The following is a 14,421-nucleotide window of genomic DNA, read 5'->3' as shown; positions in this document are numbered from 1 at the left end:
GCCGGGGCGGGGTCCGGCGCCGGTCCATTAACCTTGAGGGAGACAATCCCCGGCCGCTCGCCCGCGAAGGCGTCGGCTTCCATGCCTCAGCATGCTCAGAGAGAGGTTCGCCCCCGTGGACACTGCCGACCGAGCGCACGCCCCGGTCGTCGTCGCCATCGACGGACCCTCCGGCTCCGGCAAGTCGACCGTCTCGCGGGCGGTCGCCGCCCGGCTGGGCCTGAGCTTCCTGGACACCGGCGCCATGTACCGGGCGATGACCTGGTGGATGCTGGCCAATGACGTGGACGTCGACGACCCGGAGGCGGTGGCCGTCGCCTGCGGCAAGCCCGTCATCGTGTCCGGTACGGACGCCGACGGGCCGACGATCACCGTCGACGGCCAGGACGTCTCCGGCCCGATCCGGGGCCCCGAGGTGACGGCGCAGGTCAGTGCCGTCTCCGCGGTGCCGGCGGTGCGGGCCCGGCTGGTGGAGCTGCAGCGCGGCTGCGCCGAGGTCGCCGAGCGCGGCATCGTCGCCGAGGGCCGGGACATGGGGACCGTGGTGTTCCCGCAGGCCACCGTCAAGGTGTTCCTGACCGCCTCCGAGGCGGCCCGGGCCGAGCGCCGGGCGGCCGAGCTGCGCGCCAAGGGTGTCGACGAGTCGACCATCACCGCGATGGCCGCCGACCTCGCCCGACGCGACGCCGCCGACTCCTCGCGGGAGACGGCGCCGCTGGCCCAGGCCGTGGACGCGGTGCTGGTGGACACCAGTGAGCTCACCCTGGAGCAGGTGATCGAGCGGATCACCGCGCTGGTGGAGGAGCGGGCCGGACTGTCGTCGGTCTGACCGGCGTGACCGGCGTGACCGGCTGACCGGCGTGACCGGCTGACCGGCGGGACTGGCTGATCGGTCTGACCGGTCGATTGGCCCATTGGTCGATCAACTGATCAACTGATCGGTCTGACCATGACCATCTGAGTTATCGAACGAACCGTGGGCCGTCAAGGCGCCGCGGGAAGAAACCATCGCGCTGCCCCAGCGGGGCAGGTACGCACGGCACGCCCCTGGGAAGGGCCGGGCCGGGAAACGGAACAGACGAACATGACCGTAGAGCACTCCGCCACCGGGCCCGGTGACCTGGACGCCGCCGACTACGCCGAGTACATGGCCCTCGCGGCCGAAGAGGGCTTCGACCTCGACGGCTTCGACGGCGTGGACGGCGTCGAGCACGTCCGGCTGCCGGTGCTGGCCGTCGTCGGCCGCCCGAACGTCGGCAAGTCGACCCTGGTGAACCGCATCATCGGCCGCCGTGAGGCCGTCGTCGAGGACAAGCCGGGCGTCACCCGCGACCGGGTCACCTACGAGGCCAGCTGGAACGGCCGCCGCTTCAAGGTGGTCGACACCGGCGGCTGGGAGATCGACGTCCTCGGCATCGACGCCATGGTCGCCGCCCAGGCCGAGTTGGGCATCGAGCAGGCCGACGCGGTGCTGTTCGTGGTGGACGCCAAGGTCGGCGCCACCGACACCGACGAGGCCCTGATCAAGATCATCCGTCGGGCGGGCAAGCCGACCGTCCTGTGCGCCAACAAGGTCGACGGCCCCTCCACCGAGGCCGAGGCCGCCTACCTGTGGTCGCTGGGCCTGGGCGAGCCCTACCCGGTCTCCGCCCTGCACGGCCGCGGTTCCGGCGACCTTCTCGACGCCGTCATGGACGCGCTGCCCGAGGCCCCGCCGCAGACCTTCGGCGACGCCGCCCCCGGCGGCCCGCGCCGGATCGCGCTGATCGGTCGGCCCAACGTCGGCAAGTCCAGCCTGCTGAACAAGGTCGCCGGCGAGGAGCGCGTCGTCGTCAACGAGCTGGCCGGCACCACCCGCGACCCGGTCGACGAGATGATCGAACTCGGCGGCAAGACCTGGAAGTTCGTGGACACCGCAGGCATCCGCCGCCGGGTCCACCTGACCGCCGGCGCCGACTTCTACGCCTCGCTGCGCACCTCCGCCGCGCTGGAGAAGGCCGAGGTCGCGGTCGTCCTGATCGACGCCAGCGAGACCCTCGCCGAGCAGGACACCCGGATCATCTCGATGGCCGTCGAGGCCGGGCGCGCCGTCGTCGTCGCCTACAACAAGTGGGACCAGCTCGACGAGGAGCGCCGCTTCTACCTGGAGCGCGAGATCGAGCGCGACCTCGTCCAGGTGCAGTGGGCCCCGCGCGTCAACGTCTCGGCCAAGACCGGCCGGCACATGGAGAAGCTCGTCCCGGCGATCGAGACCGCGCTGGAGGGCTGGGAGACCCGCATCCCGACCGCGCGCCTGAACGCCTTCCTCGGTGAGCTGGTCGCCGCCCACCCGCACCCGATCCGCGGCGGCAAGCAGCCGCGCGTCCTGTTCGGCACCCAGGCGGGCGTCCGTCCGCCGCGCTTCGTGCTGTTCGCCTCGGGCTTCCTGGAGGCGGGCTACCGACGCTTCATCGAGCGCCGACTGCGCGAGGAGTTCGGCTTCGTGGGGACGCCGATCTCGATCTCGGTGCGGGTTCGGGAGAAGCGGAAGAAGAAGTAGCAGGTAGTAGTGGGTAGTTGGTCGTAGGCAGTACGGGTTCGAGGGCTCCGTCACCGGTGGTGGCGGGGCCCTCGGCCGTTTGCGCTGCTTCTCGTGGGGGCGAGGCGGGGTGGGGTGGCGGCGCTGGTGCTGGTGCTGGTGCGTGGCCGGCGATCAGTGGTGGTCGCCGACGCGGCCCGGGGGGAGGGAGAGCATCTGGCGGTGGCGGCCGCCGGTGGGGGGCGGGGCGGTGGCCAGGCCGGTGACCGTGCCCAGCACCGGGGACGGGGCCGGCGGGGCGGGTACCGCGTGCGGGACCGCGCCGAGGTAGCCGGCGGCGACCCAGCCCTGGCCGTTGGTGAACTGGGGGGAGGGGGGCACGGCCTGGCCGTGGCCGTCGCTGGTGGCGGCGGTGGCAGCGGCCGCGACGGGCTCCGAGTGGGCGTGGCCGTGGCTGTGGGGTGGGGGGTACGGGTGGGACTGGGTGTGGTTCGAGGCGTGGTTCTGGGTGTGGCTTTGGGCGTGACTGTGGGTGTGGCTGTGGGCGTGACCTTGGGCGTGCGAGTGCTGCGGCTGCGTCGGCATGAACTGGGGGAGGCCGGACGGCTGGCCCGCGTAGGTGTGGAAGACCTGGTGTTGCGCGGGTGGGTACGGGCGCTGCTCGCCGAGCAGCGGGTAGCCGTCGCGGATCGCGAAGCCGGTGAACCTCAGGTCCTCCTCGCCCGAGCGGTCGCCGGGCAGGGCGCGGAACAGCCGTCGGTACTCGGAGTACAGCTCGTCGTAGATCGGGGTCGTCGAGTGCGGGTGCTCCGCGTCGTACGACGGGCGCATGCCCGGGATCGAGCGGGGGGCGGTGGCCGACCGTCCGGCGGATGCGGAGACGTCGTAGCTGTACACGTAGGGGCCAACGAGTGAGAGGCGGCGGGGATGCGGGGGCGTTCGGCGCACGGGACGGGGCGGGGACGGGAGGTCGGCGCGGGGACGGGAGGTCGGCGCGGGGACGGGGCAAGGGCGGACGGGTGGCGGGCGTCCGACGGGTGACGGGCTTCGGACGGGTGGCCGCTGCCGGGTGGTGCTGCGGCCACCCGTCCGAAGCGTCGGGGCGCAGGATCAGGTGCCGGCCAGCGGGAGGGAGGCGGCGACCACCTGGCCCAGCGCCACCGCCCGCTCCAGCGCCTGGCGCAGCAGGTCCTCGCGGGGCTGGCGGCCGACCATGCCGGCCGGGACGGCGTACATGGTCACCTCGGAGAGCTGGCTGGCCGCCATCCGCCAGGCGTCGGTGACCTGGAGCGGCTGGTGCGCCTGCCACCAGCCGGTGCTGCCGCCGGCCGCGGCGGGCTGAAGGATCGCGTGGAGCTTGCCCATGGCGACCAGGACCGACCAGCCGGGCAGCTGGCCCGGGGTCTCGTCGAGGTCGGCGACCGGCTGGAAGCCCGCGTCCTGGAGCAGGTCGAGGAACTCGTCCTCGCCGGAGGTGCTGCCGGGGCGACCGACCGGGCCGGTGGGCTCGACCACGAGGGAGGCGTGGCCGACCTTGCCGTGCAGCACGAGGCCGCAGGTGATGCCGAGGATGGCGGCCTGGCCGGGGGCGGTCGGCTGGGCCGGGGGCCCGGCGGGGGTGGTGGGGGCGGTGGGTGCGGGGATGGTGAAGTTCGGGGCGGGGACGGCGAGGTCCGGGGCCGCGGGCTGGGACTGGTTGATGCTGCGGACGGCGCCGACCAGTTGCTCCTCGGCCACCGGTACCACCTGGGACGGGATGCAGCGGGCGTGGGCGAAGGCCAGGACGGCGGTCTCGTCGCCGACGAACAGCACGGTGCTGGTGGCCTCCGCGTGGGTGTCGCCGGGGGTGCGGCAGGAGGTGCATTCGTAGCTGTCGGGGGCGCGGTCGCCGCCGAGCAGGCGGTCGGCCTCGTCGTCGCCGATCTCGGACCGGACCTCGTCGCTGACGTCGAGCATGCGCGGCACAGGTGTCTCCTCGGATGGGTGCGGATGGGGTCATGGGGGCGGACTCGGGGAGGTCGCCATGCCCAACGGGCCCTTGTGTCAGGCGTCACGGGTGCCCGGCGAGGGTGACGGGAATTGCCCCGGATCCGACCGCGCCGCGTGTTCTCGTGGTCGCAATCTGTCGATGTCGGTGACAGGACTGCCGGAATGAAACGGTGAGGTGGGTCACGCCGCCTCGATGTTTGATCTAGGAATCGATGGCTAAAACGGACAATTCGGGCATGAATCCACGGCTATTACCGCCGGTAACCCTTCGCTGACCTGGGCAGACCGGTGGTGTTTTGGTTTCCCCACCGACCGGCTCGTAGCTTCTTTGGCGGCGCAACGAGCGCCACCCGGGCTCACCCCCGACGCACCGCCCCCCGGCTCCGGCCAGGCGTGGCAGGTGCCCGCCGACGCGATCGCTCGAACGGATCGTGCCGGCGAGCGGCTGGGTGGCCGGGGCGGCAGCGGCACGTCCGACACGTGCACGGCCGTCCGACGGACGCGGCAAGCGAACTCGGCCCTCCCCAGGGTCTGGTTCCGCATGCCCGCCCGGGGCTGTCGAGAGGAACCTCATGACCTTCCGTAACGAGAACGCCGCTGCCACCACCACCGCCGCCACCAAGCGCAACCGCGTTCGGATGGCCGTCGTGGCGGGCGCCGCTGTCGCGGCCCTCCCGGTGGCCGGCCTCGTCACGGCCACCTCGGCCTCCGCCGCCCCCGTCTCCACCTGGGACGCCGTCGCCCAGTGCGAGAGCGGCGGCAACTGGGCCATCAGCACCGGCAACGGTTTCTACGGCGGTCTGCAGTTCACCTCCAGCACCTGGGCCGCCTATGGCGGTACCGCCTACGCCGCGCAGGCCAACCAGGCCACCAAGGCGCAGCAGATCGCCGTCGCCGAGAAGGTCCTCGCCTCGCAGGGCCCGGGCGCCTGGCCGGTCTGCTCCGTCAAGGCGGGCCTGACCAAGGGCGGCGCCCCGGCTGCCGTCGACACCTCGGCCGGCTCCACCGCCGCCAAGCCGGCGCAGACCCCCGCGCCGAAGACCGCCACCCCGAAGGCCGCGGCCGCCCCCAAGGCCGCCGCCCCGAAGGCTGATGCCGCGCCGAAGACCGCTGCGCCGAAGGCTGACGCCGCGCCGAAGTCCGACGCCTCGTCGAAGAAGGACGCCGCCAAGTCCTGGAACGGCGCCAAGTCCTGGACCGGCTCCAACGACGCCAAGCCGGCCAAGGGCAACTACACCGTCAAGTCCGGTGACACCCTGAGCGCCATCGCCGCCGCGCAGGGCCTGGACTGGCACGACCTGTACAAGAACAACGCCAAGGTCATCGGTGGCAACCCCGACCTGATCCTGCCGGGTCAGACCCTGAGCATCTGAGCCTCTGAGTCCGTGGGCTGCTGAGCTGCTGGGCTGCTGGGCTCCTGAGCTGCTGAGTTCTTGAGCTTCGCCGGGGCTTTGCCAGGTTTGCTGCGTCTTGCTGGGCTTCGATGAGTTGACCGCTTGTCGGGTCGTCGCCGCCCGGTCGTCACGGCCGTTCCTCCGCCACGCGGGGGAGCGGCCGTCGGCGTTTCCGGCGTGTCGGTGCGGGGTGGTGTCCGGGGTCCCTAGGGTCGGCTGCCGTGCCGCATTCGTGTGATGAACGGACAGTCCGGGCCTTACTTCGGGTGGCTGCCGCCGTGGCGGTGGTGATGGCCGTGGTCCCGGGCGGTGTACGGGCCGGCGCGGCGGCGCGGGTCGCGGACATGATCTGGGACGAGCTCGCCGACTGCGAGAGCGGCGGCGACTGGCGGGCCGACACGGGCAACGGCTACTACGGCGGTTTGCAGATCCGGCCGGCCACCTGGGCGGAGTCCGGCGGCCTGCGCTTCGCCGACCGGCCCGACCACACCGGCCGGCGGGAACAGACCACGGTCGGGGAGGAGATCCTGCGGCAGCAGGGGTGGGAGGCGTGGCCGTCCTGCGCGCGGGAGCTGGGGATGATCGGGCCCGGTGCGGGGTAGCAGGGGCTTCCGGGCGCTCGAGGGGCCGACGGCTGGACCGGTGGTGGGGGCGGTGCGGGAGGATGGTGGGGTGATCCAGGGCGAGCTGTTCGACGACCTGCCCGGGGAGCGCCGCGGTGGGTCCGCCGGTCGGGCGCGGTCCGCGGGCCGGGTGCCGGCCGACGGCCGGGAAGGGTCCGACGCCCGGGTGCGGTCCGAGCCCGCTCCCGGGGTCGTCCTGCTGCCCGACTGGCTGGACCGGGCCGCGCAGCTGCGGCTGGTCGACGCCTGCCGGGAGTGGGCCCGCCCGCCGGCCGGGCTGCACAGCGTGCGGATGCCCACCGGCGGCGTGATGTCGGTGCGGATGGTGAGTCTGGGCTGGCACTGGTACCCCTACGGCTACGCGCGGACCGCCGAGGACGGCACGCCCGTCAAGCCGTTCCCGCCCCTGCTCGGGGAGCTCGCCCGGCGGGCGGTGGCGGAGGCGTACGGGGAGCGGGTCGGGGAGGTCGCGGGCGCGGCCTCGTACGAACCGGACATCGCGATCGTCAACCACTACCCGCACGGCGCCAAGATGGGCCTGCACCAGGACCGGGACGAGCGGGTGGACGCGCCGGTCGTCTCGCTCTCGCTGGGCGACGCCTGCGTCTTCCGGCTCGGGAACACCGAGACCAGGAACCGGCCGTGGACCGACCTGGAGCTGCGCAGCGGGGACCTGCTGGTGTTCGGCGGGCCGGCCCGGTTCGCGTACCACGGGGTGGTGCGGACGCTGCCGGGGGATCCGGGTGCGGACGGCTCGGGGTCGGGGCTGGTCGGGCGGCTCAACATCACGGTGCGGCAGTCGGGGCTGGAGCGTGGCGGCCGGTGATCCCGTTCTGCGCTCCTGATCCGTTCGCTCGTTACTCGCTACTCGCTACTCGTAACTCGCCATTCGTCTACTCGTTCGAGTGAATCGGGCGCCCGGGGTCGGTGAGCGGGAATGTCCTGGGGCGCCGGAGAATTGTCGCCGGAGCATTCGAGTGAGCTGGAGGACTCGAATCGGCATCGATCGACACACGAGAGGGAGCGCGCGCATGGGTACCCCCGTCGACGACCTCGTCGATCTGCTCGACCTGGAGCAGATCGAACTGAACATCTTCCGCGGGCGCAGCCCCGAGGAGGCACTGCAACGCACGTTCGGCGGCCAAGTCGCCGGGCAGGCGCTGGTCGCGGCAGGGCGCACGATCGACGACGCGCGCCCCGTTCACTCGCTGCACGCGTACTTCCTGCGGCCCGGGGTACCCGGGGTGCCGATCGTCTACCAGGTCGACCGGATCCGTGACGGCCGTTCCTTCAGCACCCGCCGGGTGCTCGCCATCCAGGGCGGCCGGTCGATCTTCTCGCTCACCGCCGACTTCCACAGACCGGAGGAGGGCAGCATCGAGCACCAGTACCCGATGCCGGACGTCCCGGCGCCCGAGGAACTGCCCAGCGCCCTGGACGAGGTCGGCTCCCGGCTCGGCGAGCTGCCCCCGTTCATCAGCCGCCGTCAGCCCTTCGACATCCGCTACGTCGAGCGGCTGCGCTGGAACAAGGAGGACCTGGTCGGCGTCGAGGCGCGCAGCGGCGTGTGGCTGCGCACCAACGGCCCGCTGCCGGACGACCCGCTGATACACGTCTGCGCCCTCACCTACGCCAGCGACATGACGCTGCTGGACGCCGTTCGCGCCCCGGTGGAGCCGCTCTGGGGCACCCGGCACTTCGACATGGCCTCGCTGGACCACGCGATGTGGTTCCACCGGCCGTTCCGGACCGACGACTGGCTGCTCTACCAGCAGGAGTCCCCGATCGCCCACGGCGCGCGCGGCCTGGCCCGCGGGCAGCTGTACGACCGGCACGGGCAGCTGGTGGTGTCTGTGGTGCAGGAAGGGCTGTTCCGGCGGCTGAGGGACTGACGTCTACCTTCTGCTGCCGCGGCATTGCCGTCCCTTGCAGTCTTCTCACGGGTGCGGCGGCGTGCCGGGTGCGGGGAATGCTCCGTACCGGCGCGCGGTGTTGTGCAGGATGACCGATACGGGCGGCCCGAACGACGGGCCGTCCGCGGACCGAACCGGGAGGGTTGACCGATGACGGCGACGGCCGCGGAGGACTGGAAGCACTGGAGCGACGGGCGAGCGGCGTCGGTGAGCGCGCCGCACGGCCAGCTCGCACTCACCGGCACGCACTGGCTGGTTCCCGAGCCGACCGAGGTCCCGGGCCTGCCCGGGCACTGGTGGGCCGACGCCGAGGGCGTCCGGGTCCGGGCCGCGGCGGCCGACGGCATCACCGTCGAGGGCGCGGACGGGCCGGTCGACGGCGAGGTGCTGCTGCGCCCGGACACCGATCCGGCCGCCGACACCGCCAGGCTGGGCGATCTGCTGCTCGTCCCGATCGAGCGGGAGGGCGAACTCGCCCTCCGGGTCTTCGACCCGTCCTCGCCCAGCCGGACCGGCTTCGCCGGCATCTCGGCCTACCCCTACTCGCCGGAGTGGGCCGTGCCCGCCGTCTACACCCCCTTCGAGGAGGGGGAGCAGTCGGTGGTCGTCCCGAACGCCGACGGCAAGGACCGGCCGCTGGCCGTCACCGGGCGGATCGAGTTCACGGTCGCCGGCGAGCACCGCACCCTGACCGTCGGCCGCTCCGGCCCGCACCTCACCGGCGTCATCGCCGACGCCACCAGCGGCGTCGACACCTACCGCTTCCGCTTCATCACCCTGCCGGCGCCCGACGCGGAGGGCCGGACCGTCCTGGACCTCAACCGGGCCTACCTGCCGCCCTGCGCCTTCGCGGACCACTTCATCTGCCCGTTCCCGCCGCCGGGCAACCGGTTGGACTTCGCGGTGGAGGCGGGGGAGAAGCAGGTGCTCAGCCGGTAGGCCTGGGGGTGGGCGGTCGGGTGGGCGTGCGGGCGGTGGGTCGGGCGGGTCGGCGGTGCGGTGCGGGGCGGCGGTGCGGTGCGGTGGTGCGGTGCGGTGGTGCGGGCGGGGGCCCCGGTGTCGGGCGCGGCGGGGGGCGGGACAACCATGGACCGTTGTGACGACCAACCAACCCCCTGATGCCCCGACCGACGCCCCCGCCGTGTCCGCCCCCGGCCCCGCTCCTGCCGTGCCCGGCCCCGCTCCCGCTGTCTCCGCTTCCTCCTCCCCGGCGCCCGCCCCCTGGTACCGGCGGGCCTTCGCCGACCTCAGCCCGCTGCGCGAGCACCCCGACTACCGGCGGGTCTGGACCGGCCAGGCAGTCTCCTCCATAGGCCAGCAGATGACCTCCGTGGCCGTCTCCGTCCAGGTCTACGACCTGACCGGCTCCGCCTTCGCGACCGGCCTGGTGGGCCTCTTCTCGCTCGTCCCGTTGGTCGTCTTCGGTCTGTACGGCGGCGCGATCGCCGACACCGTCGACCGGCGCAAGCTCGGCCTGACCGGCTCGGCGGGCCTGGCCGGTGTCTCCGCCCTGCTCGCAGTGCAGGCCTTCGCCGGGCTCGGCCTGGTGGCCGTCCTCTACGCCGCCGTCGCCGTCCAGGCGAGCTTCTTCGCGCTCAGCTCGCCCGCCCGCTCCGCGATGGTCCCCCGGCTGGTCCCCGTCCACCAGCTTCCGGCGGCGAACGCCCTGAGCACCGTCAGCATGAACCTCGGTCTGACCGTCGGCCCGATGCTCGGTGGCGTCCTGATCGGCGCCTTCGGCGCCCAGGCCGCCTACCTCGTCGACACCGTCGCCTTCACCGGAACCCTCTACGCCATGTGGCGCCTGCCCGCCATGCGGCCACAGGGCCCGCGCAAGGGCCGCGCCTCCGTCCTCGACGGCTTGCGCTTCCTGCGCGAGCAGCCCAACCTGCGCACCAGCTTCCTCGCCGACCTGGCCGCGATGATCTTCGGTATGCCGCGTGCCCTCTTCCCGGCGATCGCCGCCACCTTCTACGCCGGCGACGCCCGCACCGTCGGCCTCCTCGTCTCCGCCCCGGCCGTCGGCGCCCTGATCGGCGCGCTCTTCTCCGGCTGGGTCAACCGGGTCCACCGCCAGGGCGCCGCGATCCTCGCCGCCGTCTCCGCCTGGGGCCTCGCCATCGCCGCCTTCGGCGCCCTCCACAACCTCTGGCTCGGCCTCCTCTTCCTCGCCGTGGCCGGCTGCGCAGACACCGTCAGCATGATCTTCCGCAGCACGATGATGCAGGTCGCCGCCCCCGACCAGATGCGCGGCCGCCTCCAGGGCGTCTTCATCGTCGTCGTGGCCGGCGGCCCCCGCCTCGGCGACTTCGAGTCCGGCACCGTCGCCGCCCTCAGCAACCCCGCCACCTCCGTCATCACCGGCGGCCTCGCCTGCGTCGCGTGCGTCCTCCTCCTCGCCGCCCGCCGCCCCGCCTTCCTCACCTACGACGCCCGCCACCCCACCCCCTGACCCACCCACCCACCCCACCCCCGAAACCTGGCAGCGAGCACCCCCCGACGTGCTGTATTGTTTTCCACGTCGCCGGGACACCGGAGACAAGGTCGAGAAGCCAAACCGGCAAGGCCCCCCAGGCCCCACCGCAAGGCACCGAGACCACGGGACGTGGCGCAGCTTGGTAGCGCACTTGACTGGGGGTCAAGGGGTCGCAGGTTCAAATCCTGTCGTCCCGACCGGCATTTCTGCAGGTCGGAGGCCGTTCTTATCGAACTGATAGGAACGGCCTTTTCCTTTGGTGGTCGCGAGGTGGTCGTGAACGCTCGTTCACATCGCCTTGCTGAGCGTGTTTCCGCAGGCTGAGCCCCTCCGACCTGGCCGTGACGGGGCATTTGTTCATTCATCCGGGAATCCGCGTGCCGTCGATCGCGGACTAGTTGCCTCTTCGGCGCGGAAACGGGCCCGGATTCGCGGGAAATGGGCATGCCGACAGAACCTGCGGCGTCATCTGCTTCGACGGTCCGCACGTTTATCGGGTGTCAGCTGTGAGCCGGGAATCCCGGTTGCTTGTCGGTCCTGGTGGCCGGCGCGGCTGGGAGCGCCGAGCCGGCTTCAGCGGTGGGGCCGTCAGGCCGCGTGGCTGAACAGTGGGTTCGGCAGGCCGACGTCGTGGGCGGGGGCGTCCGGGTCGTGCCGGGTGCGGGCTTCGACGAGGTGGAGCCTGGCCTCGATGGTGTTCACGGCGGCCCTGGCGACGTCCCAGGTCAGGTGGCTGTAGATGTTCGCGGTGGTCGACAGCGTGGAGTGCCGCAGGGTCTTGGAGATGACGGCCATGGAGACGTTGCCCTCCAGGGCGAGGGTGGCGGCGAGGTGGCGCAGGTCGTGGATGGTGACGTGGGGCAGTGCGGCCTGTTCGCGCAGTTCGTGGAAGCGTCGGCGGACTGCGGCCGGGTGGAGGGGCTTGCCGTCGGGGCCCTGGAAGACGTGCCCGTTGATGGTGGCGGTGCTGCGGTCCATCGCGCGCTGGAGGGCGGCGGCGACGCGTTCCGACAGGGGCACCCAGTTGCGGCTCTTCCTGGTCTTCGGTGCGGTCAGGACGAGTTCGTGGTTGTCGACCGCGGACAGGGTGTGGCGGATGTACATGACGCGGTCGTCGAGCCGCACGCACGGGCGCTGGAGGCCGAGAGCCTCGCCCTTGCGCAGGCCGGTGCCGATGATGACTTCGAAGACGTCGGCGAAGGCGGGGTCGACATTCCGACAGTGGGAGAGAAAGGCGACAGCCTGCTCCGCGGTCCAGGGCACGCGCTCATCGGGGCGGGGCCTGCGCATGGGCAGCGGCTGGGCGGCGTTGAAAGGCAGGCGGTGGGTGCGCACGGCCGAGCCCAGGGCGCTGGAGAGGGTCGCGAGGCAGTGGTAGACGGCCTGGCGTCCGCGGCCGGCGTCGAGTTGCTCGTGTGTGTAGGCGGCGATGTGGTCGTGGGCGAGCTCCTCCAGGCGCAGCTTGCCGAAGACGGGTATCAACTCGCAGAGCACGTAGGTGCGGTAGCGGGCGTAGGTGGTGGGCTTGAGCAGGAACTCCATGCCCTTGAGCCACTTGGTGAGGTAGGCGGCCACCGTCTCGTGCGGGTCGGCGTCGAACCCCAGCCGCCGGCCTTCGAGGAAGCGCCGCAGTGCCGTCTCGGCCGCGAACGCCTCCTCGAAGCCGCCGCGACGAACGGTGCGCCGACGGCCGCTGAGGGAAGGCACGTCGACGGCGAACGTCCACGTACCGTGTTCTGCTTCGGCCAGGCGCGGGCACGCTGCGCCGAGCTGGCGCCGGGTCGCGTCCCGGCATCCGCAGCGGCGGTAGACCCGGCCCGGCCGTCCTGACTTGCGCATTTCTTGTTCCTCCAGCAGCCCTTGGTTCTTGATCGGCTCGCGGAGGCTAGCGGTACAGCTGCCCGGAGGGTTGTCTGCGACCACCATGCGATCACCAACGTCGAATCAGGCCCCTGACCTGCGGCTTGTGGTGAGGGCCCGCACCTGGGTGCGCCGAGGAGTGGTTGGGCTCGTTCAGGTACCTGGGCGTCGGCAGAGGTGGCGACAAGCGCCGGATTTCGCTACTGCGCGTAACCAGCCTGAGGTTGAGATCTTGAGGTTGGACGAATGGCAGGCGAGTCGTCCATATTGACAGTTTGGCGAAAATTCGATAGAGGCGATCGACGGGTTCGGCGTGGGTGTGACGCTGCCGCTGGTTGCTCTTCTGCTCGGCTGGTCGACTACACATCGTCACGAGCGAAAGCTGGTATGTCGGGGAATCTTGGGGCGGGCTAATCTAAAGAGGGTCATATGCTGCAAATCTGAACTATTGGTGCCTCCGTCTCGGCTCTGGGCGGAGGGGTGGCTGTGTCGCGTCTGACTGCGCTGAACCGATCCATGTGCGGCTCGCGGAGTTGGCTGGCCCGCAGGCCGTCGATCGGATTGTTGATCCGGGGCGCGGTGCGGGGTCGACGCTTGGGGGTGGTGGTCCGACTGGTGGCAGGCAGCCTGTGGACGACGACCTACTACAAGCTGTAGAATTCCTGGCGATCGAACGCTGGCCCCACCATCGCTATGCCTGGAGCGGGGGCGGCGGAGGACTTCGCTCGATGACCGCGGAATCGCTCATCGCTCCTCGGCTGCCGCGCCTTGGCGCGCTTACCACGCCTTCCTGAGGTCGTCTCATGTATCCCCGAGCGATTCTGGGTGTCGGCGCTACGGTTGCTGCCGCCGTCACCGCCACGCACGCGGCTCCGGTCGTCTCCAAGTACGGGCCGCTGCGCAACCGGCTGATGCCCCGTCTTGCCGGGTCGGGCCGTCCCGACCACGTCGCCCTCACCTTCGACGGCGGCCCTGATCCCGTCTCCACGCCGTACTTCCTGACGTTGCTCCAGAAATACGATGTGTGCGCCACGTTCTTCCTGCTGGGCTCCATGACGGAAAGGGCTCCCGCTCTGGTTCGGGAGATCGCCGACGCCGGCCACGAGATCGCCGTCCGCGGCTGGGGTCACCGTCCGCGGCTGTTGCGCGGCCCCCGTGCCACCCACCGGGACCTGCGCCGCACCCGCGACGCCATCGTCGACCTGACCGGCACCGCGCCGCGCTGGTTCCGTCCCCCGAGCGGCGTCATGACCGTCGGCGGCCACCTCGCGGCTCGACGGCTCGGCCTCACTCCCGTGCTGTGGACCAGCCGGGGCGAGGACTGGACCATCCGCACCACGCCCGAATCGATCCACCATGCGGTCACGGCCGACCTGCACGGCGGCGGCACGATCCTGCTGCACGACTCCGGCTCCACCTCCGCCCCCGCTGCCTGGCAGTCAACGCTCGGCGCCATGCCCCACCTCCTCGAACACTGCGCCACCAGCGGCTGGGAGGTCGGCCCGCTTCGCGACCACGGCGTCCGGCGCGGCCGCGGGCAAGGCGCCGGGTGAACGAGTGCCTCGGGGCGCCAGCTCCGCCCGGACCCCCCGAGCGGTAGCCGGCCGACGCCGGGGCGCGCGGTCCCAGGGGCGTCCCGGCGGGGCCT

At 72.0% G+C, this 14,421-nt stretch carries 12 protein-coding genes and 1 tRNA gene; 10 read left to right on the top strand and 3 right to left on the bottom strand.

Going from position 1 to position 14,421, the window contains the following annotated elements:
- The first annotated feature begins 91 nt into the window (after positions 1-91).
- Both cmk and der read left to right on the top strand, forming a co-directional pair.
- Positions 92-829 (top strand): (d)CMP kinase, encoded by a 738-nt coding sequence (cmk, locus tag ACZ7BZ_RS31045; protein WP_380454874.1) that lies wholly within the window; start codon positions 92-94, stop codon positions 827-829.
- Between the two features lie 255 nt (positions 830-1,084).
- The gene (gene der, locus ACZ7BZ_RS31040; protein WP_380454876.1) at positions 1,085-2,539 is read left to right on the top strand and encodes a ribosome biogenesis GTPase Der; all 1,455 of its coding nucleotides are present in this window, start codon (positions 1,085-1,087) and stop codon (positions 2,537-2,539) included.
- A gap of 153 nt (positions 2,540-2,692) precedes the next feature.
- On the opposite strand, the gene ACZ7BZ_RS31035 is transcribed toward der, so the two are convergent.
- Positions 2,693-3,415, bottom strand: a complete 723-nt coding sequence (locus tag ACZ7BZ_RS31035; RefSeq protein ID WP_470361219.1) for a hypothetical protein — start codon at positions 3,413-3,415, stop codon at positions 2,693-2,695.
- Between the two features lie 213 nt (positions 3,416-3,628).
- Complete coding sequence (locus ACZ7BZ_RS31030) at positions 3,629-4,483, bottom strand: hypothetical protein (RefSeq protein ID WP_470361218.1); 855 nt, start codon at positions 4,481-4,483, stop codon at positions 3,629-3,631.
- Between the two features lie 596 nt (positions 4,484-5,079).
- Between ACZ7BZ_RS31030 and ACZ7BZ_RS31025 the strand changes: the two genes are divergently transcribed.
- From ACZ7BZ_RS31025 to ACZ7BZ_RS30995, 7 genes are all read left to right on the top strand, one after another.
- A complete protein-coding gene (locus ACZ7BZ_RS31025) occupies positions 5,080-5,880 on the top strand; it encodes a transglycosylase family protein (RefSeq protein WP_470361217.1) in 801 nt (266 codons plus the stop codon).
- 287 nt (positions 5,881-6,167) lie between these two features.
- Positions 6,168-6,503 carry a transglycosylase family protein gene (locus ACZ7BZ_RS31020; RefSeq protein ID WP_470361216.1) on the top strand — a complete coding sequence of 112 codons (336 nt, stop codon included), beginning with the start codon at positions 6,168-6,170 and terminating at the stop codon, positions 6,501-6,503.
- Positions 6,504-6,690: 187 nt separating this feature from the next.
- Positions 6,691-7,350 carry an alpha-ketoglutarate-dependent dioxygenase AlkB family protein gene (locus tag ACZ7BZ_RS31015; RefSeq protein WP_470361238.1) on the top strand — a complete coding sequence of 220 codons (660 nt, stop codon included), beginning with the start codon at positions 6,691-6,693 and terminating at the stop codon, positions 7,348-7,350.
- Between the two features lie 205 nt (positions 7,351-7,555).
- Positions 7,556-8,416: an acyl-CoA thioesterase gene (locus ACZ7BZ_RS31010; protein ID WP_380454886.1), complete on the top strand. Its 861-nt coding sequence runs from the start codon at positions 7,556-7,558 to the stop codon at positions 8,414-8,416.
- Positions 8,417-8,587: 171 nt separating this feature from the next.
- Positions 8,588-9,376: a DUF1684 domain-containing protein gene (locus tag ACZ7BZ_RS31005; RefSeq protein WP_470361215.1), complete on the top strand. Its 789-nt coding sequence runs from the start codon at positions 8,588-8,590 to the stop codon at positions 9,374-9,376.
- Between the two features lie 157 nt (positions 9,377-9,533).
- Positions 9,534-10,889 (top strand): MFS transporter, encoded by a 1,356-nt coding sequence (locus ACZ7BZ_RS31000; protein ID WP_470361214.1) that lies wholly within the window; start codon positions 9,534-9,536, stop codon positions 10,887-10,889.
- Positions 10,890-11,036: 147 nt separating this feature from the next.
- Positions 11,037-11,110: transfer RNA gene (locus ACZ7BZ_RS30995), tRNA-Pro, on the top strand.
- 391 nt (positions 11,111-11,501) lie between these two features.
- On the opposite strand, the gene ACZ7BZ_RS30990 is transcribed toward ACZ7BZ_RS30995, so the two are convergent.
- Entirely contained in the window at positions 11,502-12,752 is a 1,251-nt protein-coding gene (locus tag ACZ7BZ_RS30990) for a tyrosine-type recombinase/integrase (RefSeq protein ID WP_470361213.1), read from the bottom strand.
- 824 nt (positions 12,753-13,576) lie between these two features.
- Here ACZ7BZ_RS30990 and ACZ7BZ_RS30985 point away from each other — a divergent pair.
- On the top strand, positions 13,577-14,326 hold the full coding sequence (locus ACZ7BZ_RS30985; RefSeq protein ID WP_470361212.1) for a polysaccharide deacetylase family protein: 750 nt from the start codon (positions 13,577-13,579) through the stop codon (positions 14,324-14,326).
- The last annotated feature ends 95 nt before the right edge of the window (positions 14,327-14,421 follow it).

The organism is Kitasatospora sp. NPDC036934 (genome assembly GCF_055608425.1).
The sequence above is the reverse complement of the archived record's forward strand: the minus strand, read 5'-3'. Positions and strand labels throughout refer to the sequence as shown.